This window comes from Marinobacterium marisflavi (assembly GCF_982447095.1).
Genome location: NZ_OZ457898.1, coordinates 1,686,373 through 1,704,989, shown reverse-complemented (window position 1 = coordinate 1,704,989; position 18,617 = coordinate 1,686,373). Strand labels below are relative to the sequence as shown.

Below are 18,617 nucleotides of genomic sequence, written 5' to 3'. Positions count from 1 at the left end.
AACGTGCGCAGTTGGGATGGTATCCATATGGGTTAAGTTTAGATTTGAATTCCTTGACTCCTCTGATGGCTGGCAGGCTTGCGGTGTCATCATCGATGTCAGTGATGCAGTTCGTAACCAGTACCAGATTAACCAGCAACTGCGCCGCTTGGAAGAGCAGGAACGCGTGGTAGATACCGTTATCGACACGGCTCAAATGACACTCATAGAGATCGATCTGGATACCGGTATGGGTGAGGTTGTTCGGGGTTCCACACCGCATTTGCGCATGTTGACGAGCTTCGATGTGGATAAGATTCAGCGCCAAATTTATCAACCAGAGGATTACGAACGTCAAAAAATTGTGCGTGATAATCCCGGTCAGGTGGTGCTGGTGCGTACCTATGACGTGTCGGGTAAGGAGTTTCTCTATCGGTCAACCTTGGGTTATTCCGAACCCTACAGACGGGATGGGCGGGTCTATCAGCTGCTCTACCGCCGTATTGTTGACGATGTCGAACAGCTCTCTGCACCGATGAGAGAGCTGAGTAAATCAGGAAAAGAGTGATTTCGAATGGGAGTTCAATGTGAGCAATAACTTTGCGATCTATCCAAGCCTCAAAGATAAGCATGTCTTGATCACCGGGGGAGCCAGTGGGATCGGGGCAGAGATTGTTAGGGCCTTTGTGGCCCAGGGGTCTCGGGTGGCGACGCTGGACATGGACGGAGACGCAGCTGCAGCGCTCCAAGCAGAGCTGGGCGCAGACAGCTTTCAGTTCCGTCAACTTGATCTGCGCGATATCGATGCCCTTAAAGCGGCTGTTATCGATCTAATTGCTCAGGGCGGTGAGTTTGATGTGCTGGTCAATAACGCGGCACGCGATGATCGTCACGACTGGTCGGAAGTGACGCCGGAATATTACGACGATCGCATCAATACTAACCTACGGCATATGTTCTTCGCCTGTCAGGCGGTCGCGCCGGGAATGATCAAGAACGGGGGCGGTAGCATCATCAATATGGGCTCTAACTCCTGGTGGGAAGCTGGTGGTGGATTCCCTGTCTACGCAACCGCCAAGGCTGCAGTCCACGGTATGACCCGCACGCTTGCACGGGACTTTGGCCAGCATATGATCCGTGTGAATACGGTGGTGCCCGGCTGGGTAATGACCGAGCGTCAGAAGGAGCTCTGGGCAACGCCAGAGGCCTTGGAGAAGCAGCGTCAGCGCCAGTGCCTTCCCAAGCTCATTGAGCCCGTCTATTTGGCGCGCATGGTGCTGTTCTTGGCGTCCGACGACTCGGCGATGTGCAGTGCCAACAATTACATGGTTGAGGCGGGTTCTATCTAAAAAGGTCGCGAACATGCGCGTTGCGCAGATCCCTTCAACCCGTAGGAGGCTTCTCGGCGTAGCCGAGGAGGCGATCATGTGTATTGGGTCGCGACATCCGCTGCGCGGATATCCCTCCGACGGTTGATTACTATTTAATCGTCGTCATCATGCTCGTCGTGGTCGTCGTCATGACTTTCGCTGTGATGCTCGATGTCACGCTCAATCTCCTGAGAATGGCTTTCGATTTCGTGTTCGATCTCTTCCATGTGACTCTCGACTTCGCGCTCAATTTTGTACTCGATTTCGTTTAGGTGATCTTCGACCTCGCGCTCAATTTCGTGCTCGATTTCGTTTAGGTGATCTTCGACTTCGCGCTCAATTTCGTGCTCAATATCATCTAGATGGTCGTCGATCTCTCGCTCTACGTCTGATTCTGCGACCTCGAGCCGCTCCTCGACCTCAGCCTCTAACCGGGTTGCAACTGTGTTGCTGAGGCTTGCTCGATATTCAGCCTCGTAGGCCTCACGTGCCTCGAGGGCGAAACTCTCTTTGATTAAACTGACACGCTCTTCGGGCTCGAGATTACTCAGGCTCCGCAGAGGTACCGTGGAAATGACGTCGTCCAGAATAACGTAGAAATTGCCGTTAATGATGCCTGTTTTTAGTGCACCCGCTTCCGCCTGTGCGGCCAGAGCTGCTGCAGTCTGGGGCGACATGCCATCGTAAATTTTGCCATCGCTACCAATTACCTGACCGGATTTGATAACAAGGTCGGCCTGAACGCCACTGCTGATAAGTGCTACGCTGAGGACGCTAAGTTTTAGAAAATTTGAGTTCATGATTCTTTCCAGTCGGTTTCCATAGATTCTTTGTCGTAGAGTGAGTCCATTACCGCCATCAGCAACTCTGCGCGGTTCTGCACGCCCGCTTTGCGGTACACAGCACTGCACTGAGCTTTAACCGTTCCCTCCGAGGTACCTCTAATCTTCGCAATATCTGTTGCGTTGAGTCCTTTGAAAAGGAACATGGCTACATCGTACTCGGCCGGGGAGAGACTCCAACGGCTGAAGCTCTCTTCAATAAGTTGATGCACGGTCATCTCAGACTGGCGGACCCGGTCTTCCAAATGTGCTTTGCTGCGCAACAACTGCATCAGCTGCCGCGATTCCAGCACAACAGCCATAGCCAAGGTCAGTGTGGCAAGGGCCTCGACATAGAGGTGTGAGCTGAGTTCAGCATCGGCATCAGTAAAGTCAGAGATCACGTCGATGGCAAAAAAACCGGCACAGAATACCTGCACTACAATGATAGCTAGCAGCATCGTTGCCTGTTTGTTGCCATTGATCCTCGTCCGCATCTACTTACTCCCCAGTCTCAGGTATTGTCTTGCTGCCATTGACCATAGCATAGGTAAGGTTGATTTTTGTTCGGTGGCTCTCGTATATCACCGCACCAATGTGCAGCACTAGTGAGAACTCGATCCAGTTGACGCACGCCTCATGTAGCTCTTCAGTCCACTCAGTGCCCCAGAAGAGGTCAGTTGTCATTAAGAAGCCAGATAGGGTCAACAACAACAGCGAGGCGAGGAGGTTGTAGATCATCAATGCGCCCAGAGGCGTGTGCCCCAGATGCAGGTGTTTACGTCTCAGTGCCAGGTCGGTGAGTTGTTCAAGCGAGTCGCTAACACTTGGAGGAAAACTCTTAAAGCGCGCATATTGCGTGCCAACGAACCCCCAGACAATGCGTATCAGTACTAACCCCATCACGGTGTAGCCAATGTATTCATGAAGATCAGAGTCCTGATCGACGACAAAGGCATTGGCGGCAAAACTGATTGCCAGTGACCAGTGGAATAGTCGTACTAACGGATCCCAGACGTAAACCTTTTGCATTGTTGATCCCTCCCAAGTTCGTGAGCTAGTCCTCTTTGACACGCACAATATTCATATCGCTATCAAGATACACCTCCAAGCGCATACCATCTTTCCTGACGTAGGCTTCATAAAGGCCGTCCTCAATCTTAATTTTGCCTACTTGATATCCCTGCTTGGTGAGACTGGCGTTGATTCGCTGCTTTACCTCAGCGTTGAGCTGGAGGCGCTCGCCGGCCTGGGCAATCGAAACACTCAGGGCGGTCGCTGCAATCAGACTGGTTACAAATAGTTTGGACATGTTTGATCTCCTGTTGGATGTGTCGGTTGACGCAATCCAGTAGAGCTCGAAATACCATCGGTCTCTAGAGTACTGAAGTTTAAACGGAGGTATATAAACTGCTGTTGAATGGCTTAAACCAGAGTTTATGTAGAGTTTATGCGGGGCTCAGGGCCGCTGGTCGCGACATCCGCTGCGCGGATATCCCTCCTACATGGTTACCTACAAGTCACACGGGGGCGACGACGCTGTTTCCGCCGCGGGTCTGAGCGACCAGCAAGTTCTCTTGGGCTTGTTGAATCATCTCATGCACAGACTCGGTCTGTTCGTGAGTGTAGGCGCTGGTGCCAACACTGAGGGTAAGGTTCAGCGGTTGCTCGGCAAACTCAAACGCCAACTCGCTAGCGATTTTTTGTAGACGCTCGCCAGCCCCTACAGCATCACCAATATCTGACTCAGAGAGCAGCATAGCGAAGAGGTCATCACCAAAGCGACAGATGAAGTCGGAGCTGCGCTGCGTTGCGGTCACCTTTTCAGCAAAGCGTTTTAGTACCTGATCGCCCGCATCCCAGCCATACTGATCGTTGATATCACTGAAGTTATCTATATCCGCAATGACCAAGGCGAAGCGCATATTGTCGAAGCGTTGCGCCTCACCAAAGGCCTTCTCTAGAACGGTAATCAGCGCGCGATGGCTGCGCAGGCCCGTGAGGGGGTCGCGCATTACATCTCGCAGGTGTGCCTGTTGAAGACGGCTCAGTTCGGTGGTGTTGCGCATTGAGGCCAGTGTACGATCGCCATCGATGGAGACCAGAGTGAGTTCAAACACCTGACCTTTATCCAGCCCCAAATAGCCCCAGATTTGCGGTTGGTCGGGACCCAAGATCAGTTCAACCTTGGCGCGCTTATCACTTGCTTCCTGAGCCTCAACAAGCCCTTGGGAGACTGTCGCGTTGAGCGATTCAGTGAAAAGCTCTTCGAGTGTTAGCGCACCAAGTTTTTTAAGGTCCAGCCAACTATTTTCGCCGGCCGAGAGCGGCTCAATCTTGCCTCTGTTGATGATAAAAAGAATGTCAGGCGATGCACTGATATAGGCACTACACATCTCAACGCTGGCATGGACGACTTGGCTCATCCTTCGGCTCCTCATTTGGCTCTGCTCTTCCGAGCACTACTTTGAGCCTAGCAGGGGATGGCGAGGGAGCAACTTTTAGCGGGCTGTTTTTAGCTCTTTGTAGATGCTGATCGAGAAAACGACGAGGCCGGCCCAGATAAACATGAAGCTGATCATCTTCTGCAGCGGGAAGGGCTCTTGCAGAATGAAGATTGCACTAATGATCTGCAGTGTGGGTGCAAGATAGTTAAGGAAGCCGACTGTGCTCAAAGGAAGCCGCTTGGCAGCGGAGGCGAAAAGCAGCAGTGGGACGGCTGTCATGAGGCCTGAACCCACAAGCTCCCATGGATGGGAGGAGAAGTGGTTCTGCCCCTGTTGTGACAGATAGTAGACATATCCGAGTGCGATCGGAGCGACGAGTAGCGACTCGATGGTTAAGCCCGAGATTGAGTTCACTTGGACCTGCTTTCTGATTAGGCCATAAAACCCAAACAGGCTAGATAAGGATAGCGCGATCCAAGGCACCTTACCGAGCGCCCAGAGTTGCCACAGGACGCCGATCGTTGCTAGTACGACCGATGCTTGTTGTAACTTGTTGAGTCGCTCTCCCAGAAAAATTCGGCCTAAAATCACGGCGACAAGAGGGGAGAGAAAGTAACCCAAACTGGCCTGAATGACCTCTTTCTGTGCTACCGCCCAGATAAAAATCCACCAGTTTAGGCTGATCAGAATGGAGGTCAGCGTTAGCCAGCCGAGCGTCTTGGGCTGGCGCAAGATATCAAGCGTGATTCGAAGTTTGCCCGATATGAGTATCAACCCGATGACAATCAGTAGGCACCAGATAACGCGGTGCGCTAGAACCTCATCTGAGGGGACGTCGGCCAGCAGTGTGAAAAACAGGCCGAAGCCACCCCAGATGGTGTACGCACCCAGGCCGTAGAGGAGGCCCTGGCTGTAAGGTGTCACTCAGCGGTTACCGGCAGTGAGATAATATCAGGGTGCTGCTTAAGGGTATCGATGAGCCGCTGCATCTCAGCGTTGGTGCCAATAGTGATTCGCAGGAAGTTAGCGATCTCTGGGCGGCTGAAGTGGCGCACTAATACACCCTTAGTTCTCAGGAATCCCATCAGCTCACCACCCTCAAGGTAGCGGTGTTGGGCGAAGACAAAGTTTGTCGCTGAAGGCAGAACGGTGAAACCGAGCTCCTCAAGTTGGGCAACAGTCTGTTCACGCGTGGCGATGATCTTGGCCGTGCACTCGTCGAAGTACTCTTTGTCAGCCAGCGAGGCGACACCGGCTTGAATCGCCACCATATCCATAGGGTAGGAGTTAAACGAGTTTTTGACCCGTTCGAGTGCGTCGATAAGGTCCGGATGTCCGATACCGAACCCGATACGTAATCCTGCCAGTGAGCGAGACTTAGAGAAGGTCTGTGTTACCAGAAGGTTGGGGTACTTATCGACCAGAGCGATAGCGGATTCTCCGCCGAAGTCGACGTAGGCCTCATCCACGAGCACAAGAGACTCGGTGTTTCGCTGCAGCAGTGCTTCGATTTGAGCCAGCGGCACAGCTTTACCGGTCGGCGCATTCGGGTTTGCGAAAATAATACCGCCGTTATCTGTTGGGAAAGCGTCTAGATCAATGCCGAACTCGCTATCGAGCGGCATATTCAGCAGTTCGATACCGTACAGGTCGGCGTAGACCTCATAGAAGCTGTAGGTAATCGCGGGCTTTACCAGCGGTTTGCTCTGGCGGAAGAAGGCCATAAAAGCGTGAGCCAACACCTCATCTGAGCCGTTACCCACGAAAACTTGGTTAACTTCAACGTTGTAAGTGTGCGCGAGGGCCTGTTTGAGTTCACTGGCATCTGGATCAGGGTAGAGGCGTAGACGAGCACTATCGAACTGCTGCAGAACCTTCTCGACACCCGGAGCCGGCGGATAGGGGCTCTCGTTAGTGTTGAGTTTGGTTAGGTCAGCGATCTTGGGTTGCTCACCCGGGGTATATGGCACCAGATCTGCGATCTGCGGACTCCAGAATTTATTCATTAACAAACTCGATACGGCTGTAAAAATAGAGGGCCAATGCTAGCAGAATGCAGCAGTGCGCAAAATAGATATGAGATGGTACGCGAAGAAGTGGGTGGCCGATCCCAGCTGCGTCGCTGGAATCGACCGAGTTGCTAAACGCCAGAACCGTAACGGCTCTCACGCCCAGACAACCCGATAAAACCAGAGGCTGGAGAACGGCGCAATAACTTTGTCGCGTTTATGACATTTAATGCTATAAAACCGCTAGTTATGCGTTTTAGTAAGCTCTCTACTAAAGCTTCTAGTAAGCCTCGTCCCAGCCGTCTTGTAGTTCGCGAGCCAGACGGCGCTCTTCCATTATGTCTTCGATATCACGACGGCGTTTGCTGTTGTAGCGTAGCTTAGAGCGCGTGTTGGCTTCGACGTCATCCTCGAAGGAGTCATCCCAGTTTTCTATATCGTCGATGTTCTGATCGACCTTAACTTTAGTGCCCATCTGTTACTCCTGCACCAAGGTTGTAGAACGAGCTCGCTGTCTAAATAATCATCAGCAGCCCATATCGCGGAATATAATTCAGCTTTGAAGTAGGCGAAAAATTAAATTTTTCTATCAGTCTTTATGAAATTTGCAGTATTTTCCAATCAACAAAATTGACGGTGTTTTCTAGGTGCGCAGACTCTTATCTACAACTCTGCCGGTCGCTTTCGGGTATGTCCCTTTGGGCATGGCCTTTGGCGTGCTGTTTGCCAGCCAGCTGGACTACAGTTGGTTTATGGCAACTGCTATGGCGCTCTTCATCTTTGCTGGGTCAGCTCAGTTTCTCAGTATCGGACTGATTGCCAATCAGGCGAGTCTGGTGTCTGTCGCAATAGCGATATTTCTGCTTAATGCACGCCATATCTTTTACGGTTTGAGCCTGTTGAGCGAGCTTAAGCTCAGGGGTTGGCGACGGTGGTATATGATCTTTGCACTGACGGATGAGAGTTACTCCCTGATCACTGCCTTGCCACAAGAGAAGCGAGCAGACCAGACGCTCCACTGGCACATTACGATGATTAATCAGAGTTACTGGGTACTTGGGTGCACGATAGGCGCGCTGTTTGGTGAGGGCGTCGATATCCCAACCGAGTCGCTAGCCTTTGTACTTCCTGCGCTATTTATCGTGCTCTGTGTCGAGCAGTATCGCGCTGTTCGAGGTGCCGGTCTGATGCTGGCGGCTGCAGGTATTGGGGCCCTGGCTGTATGGCTCTGGTCCGGTCAGATGTTGTTGGTCTCTATCACGCTGGCGCTTGGATTGTTGTTGGTCACCTACAGGAGTGGACGATGGATAGCTACATCTGGGGTGTAATCCTAGTGGGTACTCTTGCCACCTTTGCGACGCGCGCGCTGCCTTTTGTGCTGCTAGGTCGGTTCGCTCAACACCCGCTTCTGCGATATCTAGGGCGATATCTGCCGCCGGTCTTGATGGTGTTGTTGGTGGTCTACGCGACAGCGGATTTGATCAGTAGCAGCGTAACGCTCGGTGTTGTGCTGGTCTCTTCTCTGTGTGTCGCACTCTTGCAGTGGACGCTGAAAAATCCGCTGATCAGTATTTTTGCGGGTAGCCTGGTATACGCGTTGTTGATCTAGCCGCAATAGCTGCGCCTGCGGGGCGTTACGTTGGGCAGAACATTTGATGCAGGGTAGCGATGATACGGCTAGCCTGGTCACCCTCGAGTGAGTAGTAGATAGTCTGAGAATCGCGGCGCGTCTTTACCAAACCGTCGCGGCGCAGCACCGCTAGGTGCTGGGATAGAGCTGACTGACTCAGATCTAGATTTTCATTTAATTCACTGACAGAGAGCTCTTTGCCGTCAAGGTAACAGAGAATCATCAAGCGGCTGTCGTTCGCTAGGGCCTTCATCAAGCGCGCGGCACTGCCGGCATTTTCGCGCATCAGTGCAAGTGCTTCAGGTGGGAGGCGGGTAGCGGTCGTATCGCTCATTCGGTGGACTCAGTTAATTTCGGATGTATGCAAGGTTTCTAATATTAGTGGCAGATCAACAGAATGTAAATCTCCGTGCACGACCAATCATCCATTGCCTATAGTTAGATATATGCTGTTTGGAGAGTACGATGTACAAGCGTGTATTAGTAACAACCGAAGAGGCACAACGTTCGCTGGCCCAATTAAATAAGGGGCTTAACCTTACCAGCGAGACCGGCCATACAGAGTGGTTTATAACCGTCTACCATCCAGCCTTCGAGGCGGCGAGCGGTGATGAACCAGAAACCGAATCGGAGGCACGCCAACTCTACGCGCGCCATCGTCAGAATCAGGCCGACAAGCTACTAGCAGACCTTGGGGATGATGTGGATGTTGTTGCCGATGTCTGTTGGCACTCTAACTTCCTCAGCGCGGTGATGCGTCAGGCCGAACGCTATCAACCTGATCTGCTGTTGGTGCCTCGGCGTGAAAATCACGACTTCCTTGATTGGCTCATTGGGGGAGAAGAGCAGGATCTCCTGCGTGAGCTGCATACCCCCGTGCTGTTCGCCAATGGCACTGACTGGCCCGCTCACCCCCGTATCGCAGTAGCGCTGAACCCCTTTCATACAGACACTGGCGATGATCGGTTGGAGGTGGAGCTGCTTAAAACTGCAGATTTGATGGCGCAGTGCCTTAGTGCCGAGATGCATGTGGTGCACTGTTTCCTGAGCCTACCGCAGGCGACGATATTTGATGAGCAGATCATCACGGACTACGCCAGCTTGCAGTCTCGCGTTGGTGAAGAGCACCGCAATAGAATTGAAGCGCTGCTCAGTCGGATCGATCGCCCCGTCGGTGGGCCGCTAATGCAGTTGCTGGAGGGGGAGGTGCAGGTGGAGTTGCCGCGTTTCGTTGAGGAGCAACGTATAGATATTTTGCTACTCGGAACGCATGAGCACAGCCTGCTCGAACGGCTGCTGCTGGGCAGCACCACCGAGCGGCTGCTGGCGCATATCGGCTGTGATGTATTGGTGTTGCACGCCAGCTAGGAGTATCGCGCCTCTGTAGGAGGGGAGTACGCGCAGTGTACTGCCCGACCGTTCGGCATTTTGTCGGGTAATATCGCTGCGAGATACAACCCTACTACAGGTTGAATTTTGCGAAAACGGGGGCGTGGTCGGAGGGTTTGTCCATACCTCGAATTTCTAGATCGATGCCGGTCTCAATACAGGCTGCTTGCAGCGATGCAGTGGTCAGGATCGCATCGATACGAAGACCGCGACGCGGGTCATCCTCAAACCCGCGACTGCGGTAATCAAACCAGCTGTAGTGGCCCGTTTCATCTGGATGCTGTTCACGGAAGCTGTCTAGTAGGCCCCAGGCGTGAAGCTGCCCCAACCATTCACGCTCTTCTGGCTGGAAGCTGGTCTTTCCGCTCTTGAGCCAGCGCTTACGATTCTCTTCACCTATGCCGATATCGAGGTCAGTTGGTGAAATGTTGAGGTCACCCATCACGGCAACCCTGGCGCTAGGATCATTATCGCTGCGCAAAAAGGCATTCAAATCAGCGTAGTACTTACGCTTAGCGGGAAACTTCACCTCATGCTTGATGTTCTCGCCCTGAGGGAAGTAACCATTAATCACCCGCACGGTTTCACCATTCGCCGCGACAAAGTCCCCAACGATTAGGCGTTTTTGTGACTCTTCAGTGTCGCTAGCGAAGCCCTTTTGTATCTGCAGGGCTGGTTGCTTCGAGAGCAGCGCGACGCCGTAGTGGGTCTTTTGGCCGTGTACATACGCCTGATAACCCAAAGCTTCTATCGCCTCAAATGGGAACTGCTCGTCAGTTACCTTAGTCTCTTGTAGGCCGATGACATCTGGCTGGTACTTCTTAATCACCGCTTCTAGCTGATGCAGGCGGGCGCGGATACCATTGACGTTAAAAGAGATAAGCAGCATGAAAACTCCCTTAATAGGTTGAGGCTAGCGTAGAATGCAGGTCAATAGTTTAAAGTTATCATCATTGTAGAGATGTTCAAATAGAACTAACGAACTCTGCAGGTTAAGCTTGCCACAACTTTTCGATTTAAGCGCGAGGATAAGCTCCCATGAGCCAATATGATTATGATCTCTTTGTAATAGGTGCCGGTTCCGGTGGCGTGCGTGCAGCGCGTATGGCCGCGGCTCGCGGTGTGCGGGTAGCTATTGCGGAAGATCTGCACTTAGGCGGTACCTGCGTCAATGTGGGCTGTGTACCGAAGAAGCTCTATGTCTACGCCTCCGAGTACCGCCAAGGGATGGAGGATGCACGAGGCTTCGGTGTCGACGCAGAACAGATCAATTTCGACTGGCCGACACTGCGCGACAACAAAAAGAGCGAGATCAGTCGGCTCAATGGTATCTATGGCAATCTGCTGACCAACTCAGGCTGTGACCTGATTAATGGCCGAGCGGTTGTCACTGGGGCACACTCCGTGCGTGTGGGCGAGCGTGAGATTAGCGCCGAGCGTATTCTGGTGGCTGTCGGTGGTTGGCCGCAGTTGCCTGAGATTCCAGGTGCCGAGCATGCGATCACATCGAATGAGGTGTTCGATTTAGAGACCTTCCCTGAGCGGGTGATGGTAGTCGGCGGCGGTTACATTGCCGTTGAGTTTGCCGGCATCTTCGCCGGGCTCGGCGCTCAGACTGAGCTGGTTTACCGTGGCGATCTGTTCCTGCGTGGATTCGATAGAGAGGTGCGTGAGTTCACCGCGACTGAAGTGGCCCGCAAGGGTGTGAAGCTCAGTTTCAATGAAGATCCGGTCGCCATCGTCAAGAACGAAGATGGCTCACTGAGCGTAACGCTTAAGTCCGGTGAAGTGCGTGAAGTCGATCAAATTCTCTATGCCATTGGCCGTGTTCCTAAGACGGCAAACCTGGGGCTTGAAAGCGCTGGCGTGAAGCTCAACGCTCGGGGCGCGATTATTGTGAACGAGCAGTTCCAATCCACTGCGCCCTCGGTCTATGCCCTCGGTGATGTCATTGATCGGGTACAACTGACGCCGGTCGCACTCGCAGAAGCGATGGCGCTGGTCGATCAGCTTTATGGCGATGCCGGCACTCCGATGCCAAACTATAAGATGATCGCCACTGCGGTGTTCTGCCAGCCCAATATCGGCACGCTCGGACTGACTGAAGAGGAGGCTGTTCAACAGGGACGCAAGATTGATGTTTACGTCTCTGACTTCCGCGCCATGCGTCATACACTCAGCGGCAGTCAGGAGCGCACACTGATGAAACTGATTGTAGAGCAGGGTAGCGAGCGCATTGTCGGCATCCATATGGTAGGCGCCGATGCCGGTGAGATCATGCAAGGTCTGTCAGTAGCGGTAACAGCCGGTGCGACTAAAACAGATTTCGACCGCACCATCGGGATACACCCGACCGCCGCGGAGGAGTTCGTTACGATGCGCACGAAGACTCGGTCTGTGGGCTAAGCGACCGGTTCGCATAACGAGGTCGCGAACACGCCTTCGGCAGATCGCTCGTACGAGGGATCTAACGCGCAGCGTTAAGTTCCCGACTCTAACGCATCAGCCGCAGGGTGTAGCTGAGCCTCAGCTCGCCTTTAGCGGGTACCTCGACCAGCCAGCGCGCCTGCATGCCATCGACGGTGGCCAGCTGGGATGAATCGACGAGTGACCACTGCTCGTTCACGTCTACCAAATATTCGAGAGCGCGTGCCTCATTGGCTCCGTTAATCATACGAACCTCACACCCCTGCAGGTAGGTGTTGCCGTTGCGCTGGTATTCGGTTTGACGGCGCTCGGAGCGCAGATCAAATACCTCTCCATAATTAAGCTCGATCTGCTGTCCCGGCGAATATTGCCCGAGGCGCTGTGATCCGACGAACTGTAGGTTATTCTGACTATCGCGCTTAAACAGCTCCACCTCACCGGCAGGTAGGGGCTTATCAATAAGGTTCTCATCCAGATCAAAGCGCAGCTGCTGTTGGGCATACTGCTGCTCAACACCGCGTCGCATGCCGTGGTAGGCGGGATGGCGTATCTGATAGTTGACCTTAGCCGGCAGCGCCTTAGCGCTGAGCAACGGAACACGTTGGGTAGAGTTGGCGTTGAGCGTGTATCGGTTGGGCAGCGTAAAGAGTTGGTAGCCCTGTACTTCCGAGACGCTTACTCCATCCGCTGCGGCGGGCGCAGCGAGGGCCATCGCGCGCATCTCCATCACCGGTTGTACCTGCTGAGGAACTCTCGGATTGCCAGCGAGAAGGTTCAGTGCTGCGTTGTTGAAATCGGCATCGGAGCGGTTGTGCAGGGCTGCGCGTGCTCTGAGATCGACGCTGTTCTCGCCCTGCAACTCGATCTGGTACTCCGCCTGCCAACTTAAACCACGGCTGAGATAGCTGAGGTCAAAACTGGGTGCGTTCATAGCCAAGGGGAGTTGCAGGCTAAGTTGTGTTTGGCTGGGAGAGTATGTGGGTAACTGGGGTTGCCACTCACCATTGATCGGATAGCGCAGAACGCTGCCTTGATATTCAAACTCTAGATAGGCGCCATTGAAACCGAGCAGTCTGCCGCTGCGTGATTCTGCACGGTCGAGATGTACCAGCGTGAGCTCTTGGCCCACATAATGGGCGAGCCGTTGTTCAAAGCTGAGACCGGTCAGCCAATGTTGATGGCTGATGGTGCTGTTAGCGACTTGCACGCTTGCGGGAAGAAGCGCGCTTGGTAGTCCCTCAATCCTGAGGCTTTGGCTAGGATGTGCAGGGTTGAAGCGAGTTGTCACCAGTGCAAGATCAGATTGATAGAGGGTTAATTGATGCTGGCCAGCAGACTGCTGCAGCGCCTGTGGCTGTTGTTCTGTCTGGGCGACCGCATTAAACACCGAAACAAGAGCGATCAGCGGAATTGCAAGGTTGTGTCGCAACATAGGGGCCTCTTCGTGTCATAGGGTCTGGAACGTAACGCTGCGCGTTAGATCCCTCGTACGATTTAGTTTAGATCAACTGCGACCCGGAAGCCCCAGCTGTCCCGGCTCGCTTCTGGCGGATGGCGATAGCGCGCTGAAGAGCGCACTAAGCGGGCGATCTCAAACCAGCTTCCGCCGCGCATAACTCGCTGCCCGCAACCGCCGCTAGTTCGGGCATTCTGAGAGTTGGTGGCGCCCATGTAGTTATCGGTGTAGCAGTCAGCAACCCACTCATCGATATTGCCGTTCATATCGAACAGGCCCCAGGGGTTGGCAGGGTGGCTGCCCACGTCAGCAGTTTTACGGGTCTCAGTTAGGGCTTGGCAGTCGTCACAGAGGGCCATGCCGGGCTGCAGCGCGTCGCCCCACCAGTAGGCTGATTCAGTGCCAGCGCGCGCGGCGTACTCCCACTCAGCTTCGGAGGGCAATCGATAAGGCTGACCCGTTTGCAGCGTTAGCCACTCGGCGTAGGCTTGGGCGTCGTTCCAGCTCACGTTAATGACGGGCCGTTTCCCGCGGCCCCAGCCCATATCATTGGGTAGATCGCGCTCAGTCGCTTTGGCAAATTGATCATACTCCTCAAAGGTCACTTCGAAGCGGCTCAGTGCGATGCGTTTCTCGACGACAACTTCGCGCACAGGCCGCTCGTTATCATCGCCGACCCCCTGCACGTCGCCCATCAGAAAGCGGCCGGTCGGCAGGCTGATCATCAGTGGTGCGCTGATACCTTCAGGCGTGGGGTGCTCAAATATCGACAGATGGTTGCGTGCCATCACCTCAATATTCTCAGGTTTAAATGGGTTTATCGCTGGCGAATCTGCGTCCGCCATGGTTATTACTGAATCGACCGGTGTTGAGCGCGTGGTTGGTGGTGTCTTCCGATCGTTCGTTACGCCATCAGCAGGTCCGGTATTAAGCACTAGGTTAAATATCTGTGACACCATCAAGCCCGCTAGGAAACCAACCACAAGGAAAATTGGGCGGTTGAAGAGGGCGGTCAAATCCAGGCGGATGCCGCCAGTCTTGCGAGGTAGGGCAGAGGGCTTTTTAGCAGAGGGTGCACTGGCGTCTAGGTTGAGATTTGGTGATGAGTCCGCAGACAAAGAGCCGCTGGTATCTGCAACGGCCTCGCTGGTCATTGCCTGCGAAGCTGTCGTAGGTTGCTGTGGCTCGCCCGTATCAATGGGAACATCAACCTCCTCAGGATTACTGAACAGCTCCCTAATGAACTGCAGAGGCGCTTGGACCTCCGCCTCGGGTCGATTGCTTATCAGCTCATTGAGTTTCGCCCACCGCTGCTCATCCAGCTGAGGCGGACGGGTCGTGCTTTCGAGCTTGCCGCGATTGAGCAGCTGTATGCAGAGACGCCCAAGCGCATATGCGTCGCCGCTAGCGCTGGCGGTCCCGCGGATTAGATGATCCTCCGGTTGATAGAGCCCATAGCTGAGCTCAGCACTATCAGCATCCAAAGCGTTGTACCAACCGGTGCCGAGCAGTTGAACGCCTTTACCTGGTACCAAGTAGATCAGTTCCGGGCAGAGGGTTCCGTGACTCATCCGTCCCATCTGTACGGCGTGCAGAGCGCGTCCTAATTGTTTGAGCACGCCAATCCGTTGGCGCTCATCGAGCTTGGCGAGCTTGCCACTCTCTAATAGCTGTGCCAGCGTAACTGCGCGCATCGGAGGCATGGAGATGAAGAGCATACCGCGGTAGAAAAACTGCCCGTACACAGGCGCCAAAAATGGCGACTTCAGAGTTTTCGTACGGTTCAGCGTTGTGCGCAGGCGATCAAGCTGGCTCTGCTCACTGAACTGACGTGGATCGAATATGAGCAGCGAGACATCGACTGGCGTTGTAGTGGTGACGTCCTGAGCACTCCAGAGTTGGCCTGGTGGGTGGGATGGCCCTGCTGATATCAGTTTAAAACGGTGGTGAGACGGCCCGATCGTTTGATCGGGCTGCAGTGAGGTGTATGCGGTAACAGCAGAATCAGGTGTCTCCATACTGTCACCTTAGGTCTTAGGTGGCTGAAGTGTCCAGTTCAGGGAAGGATTTCACCAGCTCATCCACCGCTTTCATCTGTGCCAGGTAAGGCTCCAGTTTTGACAGTGGCAGCGCACAAGGGCCATCACACTTGGCAATATTAGGGTCAGGGTGCGCTTCGAGGAAGAGCCCCGCAATACCCTGTGAGAGGCCCGCACGTGATAACTGTGCTACCAAAGCGCGTCGGCCATCGGCTGAATCCGAGCGTCCACCTGGCATCTGCAGTGCGTGCGTCGCATCAAAGATCACTGGGTAGGCAAACTCCTTCATGGTATTGAAGCCGAGCATATCTACCACCAGATTGTTGTAACCAAAGCAGCTACCGCGCTCACAGAGGATTAGCTGATCGTTACCGGCCTCTTCACACTTGCGCAGAATGTGGCCCATCTCATGGGGTGCGAGGAACTGCGCTTTTTTGATGTTGATCACAGCACCGGTCTCAGCCATCGCAACAACAAGGTCAGTCTGGCGGGATAGGAAAGCAGGCAACTGGATAATGTCACACACTTCAGCGGCGGGTTTGCACTGGTAGGGCTCATGCACATCAGAGATGACGGGTACGCCGAATGTAGTTTTGATCTCCTGAAGGATCTTCAGACCCTCGTCCAAACCGGGGCCACGGAAGGAGTTGATTGATGAGCGATTGGCTTTATCGAAGCTCGCCTTAAAGACGTAAGGGATGTTCAGCTTTGTGGTGACTTCAACATAGGTTTCTGCAATCTGCATCGCTAGGTCACGTGACTCGAGCACGTTCATACCGCCGAAAAGCACCATAGGTTTATCGTTGGAGACGTCGATATCACCAACACGGATTGTCCGCTGCTGCATCTGTATTCCTTAGAGATCAGAATTGAGTGTTTAACAGCGGTCGATTATAAGCCATCTATCTGCAGGTTCGCGACCTTGACTGTGCCAAGGTCTCTCATATGTTACTTGATCGGGGCGTACTGGAGTTCTACTAGGAACCAGGTTAGGCCGGCGCAGGCGAGTAGGGCGAAGGTGACATTCCACTTGATGCTACTAGCGGTTCGCTCTTGGGAAGTGCCGGAGAGGATAAATGGATAGCCCCAACGCTGGGGTTTGTGCAGTAGGTTAAGAGTGGGTTGGTCGCCGAAAAAGACGCTATCACCTTCGCCTTTGTCATCGATCAGCTCAACGTCGGGGCCAGCTTTGCGTTTCTGTTTAATCCAGTCACGCACCTGCAGGGCTCTGAGCTGTTCGTGGTTAAGGGTACGGAGTCGGCCGAGGCCGTAGAAGGGGCTGTCGGAGATCAACAACGCCTCGGTAAAACGATAATTGCTGCCAAACAGCCCCCCACCTGAGCGGGGGAAGCTTGTATTTCCATACCAAGTCTTGCTGATTTGGGTATGGACGCTAGCCCCTTTGGGGTCCACCCAAGCCTCGCCGGTTGGGTCGGCGACTTTGAACCAGTGGGGACTCGTCTGGCGGTCGATCTGTTTCCAGCTATGGCCCTTCTTGCGTTTCACCTTCTTGTAGGTTTTGCACTCATACCAGACACAAGGCCTGTCGGAGTAGGGCGAGGTCAATGGGTAGGCGTTGCCGACGCAGTAGCCTTCAAGTTCCACGAAACCTTGCGCGGCTGAGCGAAGTTGGCTGGTGGGGGTGCCGGTGATAAGACGATAGACTCGCAGCTGATAGAAGAGCACAAACAGCACGATGAGTAGTGCAATGACGACTCCAGCCGAAAACCACCAGAGTTCTGACTGAGTTAGCGGATCGAGCCGTAGAAACATACCGCGCGTTTATCAGCTAAACAGTGACTTAATAGAGTGATCTTTTAATTCAGCCGCATCGAACTTGAGAAGCTCTGCTGCGCTGAAGCCGAACTGTCGGGCGACCAAAACATCTGGAAATTGCTCAATACGAGTATTCAACGCATTGACTGAGTCATTGTAGAACTCGCGCCGATCTGCAATGTCATTCTCGAGACCGGTAATGCGCTGCTGTAGATGGGCAAAAGAGTCTGATGCACGCAGCTCTGGGTAGTCCTCAACCACGGCAAAGAGTGAGCCAAGGCTTTGTCGCAAGAGTGTTTCAGCAGCCCCTAGGGCTTTAACGTTGCCGGACTCACGCGCGCCCGAGACAGCACTGCGCGCTTCGATGATCTTCTGCAGAGTCTCGGACTCATAGCCCATGTGCTCTTTACAGGTATCCACCAGTTTTGGCAGCTCGTCATGGCGCTGTTTGAGCAGCACATCGATGTTCGCCCAGGACTGAGTGACCTGATGCTTCAGGCGTACCAGGTGGTTGTAGATAGAGATCAGATATCCGATCAACAGTAGGGCAACGACGGCGATGACTATCCAGACCGGATCCATGAGCGCTTCCTTTCAAGAATTTATAGGTCATTGATTGCTGGCATAAATTACCAGACATGCCCTAAGATGATAGCTCAACCGCCGCGATAAGGATAAAAACCATGGCTGAGAAGTTTGTTGTTTTCGTTGTACTCAAACCTGAATCTCTGATCGATCTGCACGAGCTCGCTAAACGCCTCAAAATCGAAGCGGTTAAAAACCCCCAATGTCACCAATTTGAGTACGATATCCACGACTACGTGCGTTGCATCCGTTTTGATGAGTTGTGGGAGGATGACCATGGCTACGCACCTGAGCATCAGGCGCTGATCGATCAGATGCTTAAAGAGAGCGCGGTGTACGATAAGGTTATTCAGCCTTCTTAAGCCTGTCGGAGCAATCTACGCCAAGCGTATGTTCGCGACCCTCAGGTGTCAGGAAATAGGGCTTTGCCCTAAATCCCTTATATGGACCCACCCGTTTGTTGCAAGACCGTTTTGACTCGATAGAAGTAGATTGCACGCTTATATCCGGCCTCTCAGTTTGGGCGTATCCACCCGGGCCATTATGAGATGTGCTCTTGCTGTTCTTATCTCTTACCCGGCTTCTTGGTGAGCCACAGGGATCTTCAGATTTTCAGCAAGTCGATCTTATCTGTCGTGTCTTAACGTTCTGCGCAACTCTTTGGTTGGGTTTAACTCTATTTATCCTGC

22 protein-coding genes are annotated in these 18,617 nt (G+C 53.5%); 7 read left to right on the top strand and 15 right to left on the bottom strand.

Annotated features, from left to right (window positions below):
- Positions 1–16 precede the first annotated feature (16 nt).
- Both AC1WNR_RS08425 and AC1WNR_RS08420 read left to right on the top strand, forming a co-directional pair.
- Positions 17–547: a hypothetical protein gene (locus AC1WNR_RS08425; RefSeq protein WP_481644059.1), complete on the top strand. Its 531-nt coding sequence runs from the start codon at positions 17–19 to the stop codon at positions 545–547.
- 19 nt (positions 548–566) lie between these two features.
- Positions 567–1,328, top strand: coding sequence for an SDR family NAD(P)-dependent oxidoreductase (locus AC1WNR_RS08420; protein ID WP_481644058.1), 762 nt, complete (start codon positions 567–569; stop codon positions 1,326–1,328).
- Positions 1,329–1,462: 134 nt separating this feature from the next.
- Here the strand turns inward: AC1WNR_RS08420 and AC1WNR_RS08415 are convergent, their stop codons facing one another.
- From AC1WNR_RS08415 to AC1WNR_RS08380, 8 genes are all read right to left on the bottom strand, one after another.
- Complete coding sequence (locus AC1WNR_RS08415; protein ID WP_481644057.1) at positions 1,463–2,149, bottom strand: hypothetical protein; 687 nt, start codon at positions 2,147–2,149, stop codon at positions 1,463–1,465.
- The gene (locus AC1WNR_RS08410; RefSeq protein WP_481644056.1) at positions 2,146–2,667 is read right to left on the bottom strand and encodes a helix-turn-helix transcriptional regulator; all 522 of its coding nucleotides are present in this window, start codon (positions 2,665–2,667) and stop codon (positions 2,146–2,148) included. Before AC1WNR_RS08410 ends, AC1WNR_RS08415 begins: the two co-directional genes overlap by 4 nt.
- Positions 2,668–2,671: 4 nt before the next feature.
- On the bottom strand, positions 2,672–3,202 hold the full coding sequence (locus AC1WNR_RS08405; RefSeq protein WP_481644055.1) for a cytochrome b/b6 domain-containing protein: 531 nt from the start codon (positions 3,200–3,202) through the stop codon (positions 2,672–2,674).
- Positions 3,203–3,227: 25 nt separating this feature from the next.
- Complete coding sequence (locus AC1WNR_RS08400; protein WP_481644054.1) at positions 3,228–3,482, bottom strand: PepSY domain-containing protein; 255 nt, start codon at positions 3,480–3,482, stop codon at positions 3,228–3,230.
- Positions 3,483–3,690: 208 nt separating this feature from the next.
- Positions 3,691–4,596 carry a GGDEF domain-containing protein gene (locus tag AC1WNR_RS08395; protein WP_481644053.1) on the bottom strand — a complete coding sequence of 302 codons (906 nt, stop codon included), beginning with the start codon at positions 4,594–4,596 and terminating at the stop codon, positions 3,691–3,693.
- Positions 4,597–4,671: 75 nt separating this feature from the next.
- Positions 4,672–5,541: an EamA family transporter RarD gene (gene rarD, locus AC1WNR_RS08390; protein ID WP_481644052.1), complete on the bottom strand. Its 870-nt coding sequence runs from the start codon at positions 5,539–5,541 to the stop codon at positions 4,672–4,674.
- Entirely contained in the window at positions 5,538–6,623 is a 1,086-nt protein-coding gene (gene hisC, locus AC1WNR_RS08385; protein ID WP_481644051.1) for a histidinol-phosphate transaminase, read from the bottom strand. Before hisC ends, rarD begins: the two co-directional genes overlap by 4 nt.
- Before the next feature lie 283 nt (positions 6,624–6,906).
- Positions 6,907–7,101, bottom strand: a complete 195-nt coding sequence (locus tag AC1WNR_RS08380; protein WP_481644050.1) for a PA3496 family putative envelope integrity protein — start codon at positions 7,099–7,101, stop codon at positions 6,907–6,909.
- Positions 7,102–7,273: 172 nt separating this feature from the next.
- Here AC1WNR_RS08380 and AC1WNR_RS08375 point away from each other — a divergent pair, with 172 nt between their 5' ends.
- Both AC1WNR_RS08375 and AC1WNR_RS08370 read left to right on the top strand, forming a co-directional pair.
- Positions 7,274–7,954, top strand: coding sequence for an AzlC family ABC transporter permease (locus AC1WNR_RS08375; RefSeq protein WP_481644049.1), 681 nt, complete (start codon positions 7,274–7,276; stop codon positions 7,952–7,954).
- Positions 7,930–8,235 carry a branched-chain amino acid transporter permease gene (locus AC1WNR_RS08370; RefSeq protein WP_481644048.1) on the top strand — a complete coding sequence of 102 codons (306 nt, stop codon included), beginning with the start codon at positions 7,930–7,932 and terminating at the stop codon, positions 8,233–8,235. The genes AC1WNR_RS08375 and AC1WNR_RS08370 overlap by 25 nt, the downstream gene beginning before the upstream one ends.
- Positions 8,236–8,260: 25 nt before the next feature.
- On the opposite strand, the gene AC1WNR_RS08365 is transcribed toward AC1WNR_RS08370, so the two are convergent.
- Complete coding sequence (locus AC1WNR_RS08365) at positions 8,261–8,590, bottom strand: ArsR/SmtB family transcription factor (RefSeq protein WP_481644047.1); 330 nt, start codon at positions 8,588–8,590, stop codon at positions 8,261–8,263.
- 131 nt (positions 8,591–8,721) lie between these two features.
- Here AC1WNR_RS08365 and AC1WNR_RS08360 point away from each other — a divergent pair, with 131 nt between their 5' ends.
- The gene (locus AC1WNR_RS08360; RefSeq protein WP_481644046.1) at positions 8,722–9,624 is read left to right on the top strand and encodes a universal stress protein; all 903 of its coding nucleotides are present in this window, start codon (positions 8,722–8,724) and stop codon (positions 9,622–9,624) included.
- Positions 9,625–9,718: 94 nt separating this feature from the next.
- Here AC1WNR_RS08360 and xthA read toward each other — a convergent pair whose 3' ends face one another.
- The gene (gene xthA, locus AC1WNR_RS08355) at positions 9,719–10,534 is read right to left on the bottom strand and encodes an exodeoxyribonuclease III (RefSeq protein ID WP_481644045.1); all 816 of its coding nucleotides are present in this window, start codon (positions 10,532–10,534) and stop codon (positions 9,719–9,721) included.
- Between the two features lie 149 nt (positions 10,535–10,683).
- On the opposite strand from xthA, the gene gorA reads away from it, so the two are divergent.
- Positions 10,684–12,051: a glutathione-disulfide reductase gene (gorA, locus tag AC1WNR_RS08350; RefSeq protein ID WP_481644044.1), complete on the top strand. Its 1,368-nt coding sequence runs from the start codon at positions 10,684–10,686 to the stop codon at positions 12,049–12,051.
- 88 nt (positions 12,052–12,139) lie between these two features.
- Here gorA and AC1WNR_RS08345 read toward each other — a convergent pair whose 3' ends face one another.
- The 5 genes from AC1WNR_RS08345 to AC1WNR_RS08325 all read right to left on the bottom strand — a co-directional run bounded on the left by AC1WNR_RS08345 (position 12,140) and on the right by AC1WNR_RS08325 (position 17,925).
- Positions 12,140–13,504, bottom strand: coding sequence for a DUF4139 domain-containing protein (locus tag AC1WNR_RS08345; RefSeq protein WP_481644043.1), 1,365 nt, complete (start codon positions 13,502–13,504; stop codon positions 12,140–12,142).
- A gap of 62 nt (positions 13,505–13,566) precedes the next feature.
- Positions 13,567–15,546: an SUMF1/EgtB/PvdO family nonheme iron enzyme gene (locus tag AC1WNR_RS08340; RefSeq protein ID WP_481644042.1), complete on the bottom strand. Its 1,980-nt coding sequence runs from the start codon at positions 15,544–15,546 to the stop codon at positions 13,567–13,569.
- 16 nt (positions 15,547–15,562) lie between these two features.
- Positions 15,563–16,414: a 3-deoxy-8-phosphooctulonate synthase gene (gene kdsA / locus AC1WNR_RS08335; protein ID WP_481644041.1), complete on the bottom strand. Its 852-nt coding sequence runs from the start codon at positions 16,412–16,414 to the stop codon at positions 15,563–15,565.
- Between the two features lie 101 nt (positions 16,415–16,515).
- On the bottom strand, positions 16,516–17,340 hold the full coding sequence (locus tag AC1WNR_RS08330) for a hypothetical protein (RefSeq protein ID WP_481644040.1): 825 nt from the start codon (positions 17,338–17,340) through the stop codon (positions 16,516–16,518).
- 12 nt (positions 17,341–17,352) lie between these two features.
- The gene (locus AC1WNR_RS08325) at positions 17,353–17,925 is read right to left on the bottom strand and encodes a LemA family protein (protein WP_481644039.1); all 573 of its coding nucleotides are present in this window, start codon (positions 17,923–17,925) and stop codon (positions 17,353–17,355) included.
- 101 nt (positions 17,926–18,026) lie between these two features.
- Here AC1WNR_RS08325 and AC1WNR_RS08320 point away from each other — a divergent pair, with 101 nt between their 5' ends.
- Positions 18,027–18,290 (top strand): hypothetical protein, encoded by a 264-nt coding sequence (locus tag AC1WNR_RS08320; RefSeq protein WP_481644038.1) that lies wholly within the window; start codon positions 18,027–18,029, stop codon positions 18,288–18,290.
- The last annotated feature ends 327 nt before the right edge of the window (positions 18,291–18,617 follow it).